The sequence below is a fragment of the Pantoea sp. Morm genome (assembly GCF_016643525.1).
Lineage (GTDB): Bacteria > Pseudomonadota > Gammaproteobacteria > Enterobacterales > Enterobacteriaceae > Pantoea > Pantoea dispersa.
In genome coordinates this window covers 1-1,839 of record NZ_VOQX01000220.1, presented here as the reverse complement: position 1 = coordinate 1,839, position 1,839 = coordinate 1, and the positions used below count along the sequence as shown (strand labels likewise).

General features: G+C 58.2%; 1 protein-coding gene. It reads left to right on the top strand.

Annotated elements, in window-relative coordinates; all coding sequences use genetic code 11:
- The first annotated feature begins 249 nt into the window (after positions 1–249).
- Complete coding sequence (locus FT726_RS27005; protein WP_346303823.1) at positions 250–1,434, top strand: NAD(P)/FAD-dependent oxidoreductase; 1,185 nt, start codon at positions 250–252, stop codon at positions 1,432–1,434.
- Positions 1,435–1,839: the final 405 nt, after the last annotated feature.

The window sequence follows — 1,839 nt, the reverse complement described above, 5'->3', positions numbered from 1 at the left end:
ATGTAGCATAAACGTTACGCCATTTTGGAGGACATGAACGCGGCGCATTATCTGCGACAACGTGCGCTATGGGAAAGAAAAATATAGCTCTTTTTTGTCTTAAATTTGTCATCCGGCAGGTAATTAAGGACAAAAAGACCGGAAAATGAGCAAGTTACAATATGACACATTTACGGCTTTTTTTTGACGCTGGCGCGAAAAGCCGCAGATCTCTACAATCAGCGCCTTTCAATCAGGTGGGTTAAGGCCGTGGAAAAGTTTGACGTTATCATTATTGGTGCAGGCGCGGCCGGCATGTTCTGCGCGGCACAGGCCGGGCAATTGGGCCGTCGCGTATTGCTGCTGGATAACGGCAAGAAGGCAGGGCGCAAAATCCTGATGTCCGGCGGCGGCCGCTGCAACTTCACCAATCTCTACACCGAACCGGCGGCGTACCTGTCGCACAATCCACATTTCTGTAAATCGGCGCTGGCGCGTTACACCCAGTGGGATTTCATCGATCTGGTTAATCGTCACGGCATCGCGTATCACGAGAAAACCCTTGGCCAGCTGTTCTGCGATGACTCGGCGCAGCAGATTGTCGACCTGCTGCTGAAAGAGTGTGAAGCCGGCCAGGTGACGCTGCGGTTGCGCAGCGAAGTGCTGAGCGTGGCGCGCGACGACGACGGTTACACGCTGCAGCTGAATGGCTCGGCGGTTCGCGCGGACAAGCTGGTGATTGCCAGCGGTGGACTGTCTATGCCGGGACTGGGGGCCACACCGTTCGGTTATAAGGTGGCGGAGCAGTTTGGCCTGCGCGTCCATCCAACGCGCGCCGCGCTGGTACCGTTTACGCTGCATAAGCCGCTGCTGGAGCAGCTGAACACGCTTTCCGGCGTGGCGCTGCCGACCACCATCACTGCTCAGGACGGCACGCTGTTTAAAGAGGCGATGCTGTTTACCCACCGCGGCCTGTCCGGTCCGGCGGTACTGCAGATTTCCAGCTACTGGCAGCCGGGCGAGTTTGTCACCGTCAACCTGTCGCCGGAGACCGCGCTGGACGATTTTATCGACGTGCAGCGTGCGGCGCATCCCAACCTCAGCCTGAAAAATAGCCTGGCGAAGATCCTGCCGAAGCGGCTGGTGGAAGTATTGCAGGAGCTGCAGCAGATTCCCGACGTGACGCTGAAGCAGCTTAACAGCAAGCAGCAGAGCGAGCTGGTGACCACGCTGCACCAGTGGCGCGTGCAGCCAAACGGCACCGAAGGCTATCGTACCGCCGAAGTGACGCTGGGCGGCGTGGATACCACGCAGCTGTCGTCAAAGACCATGGAAGCGCGCGACGTGCCGGGGCTCTATTTCATCGGCGAAGTGGTGGACGTGACGGGCTGGCTCGGCGGCTACAATTTCCAGTGGGCGTGGAGCTCAGCGTGGGCGTGCGCGCAGGCGGTTTAATGGTTTGAATTCAGAGTGGTTTTTTCCCTCACCCTAACCCTCTCCCGCAAGCGGGAGAGGGAACTGGCTGGTGCTGGTAGGGGAAAGGGAGCTGGCTGGTGCGCCAGGGTGTCATCGGTCATCTTTAGCCTTTGCCTGCGTGCCTTTCATACTTTTCACCCGCTGCACCTTCCTGGTTCTCTCATGTTACGCACTGCCTTCCCCGCCCGCAGCGGACCGCTCCCTCTCCCGCGTGCGGGAGAGGGCCGGGGTGAGGGCAAACCCAAACTCAAACTCAAACCCAAACCCAAACCCAAACCCAAACCCAAACCCAAACCCAAACCCAAACGCAAACCCAAACCCAAACGACTAAGAATCTCCCCCATTTGTCAGACTGCACTGACCGGCGCGTAGGCCTGGTCTCAT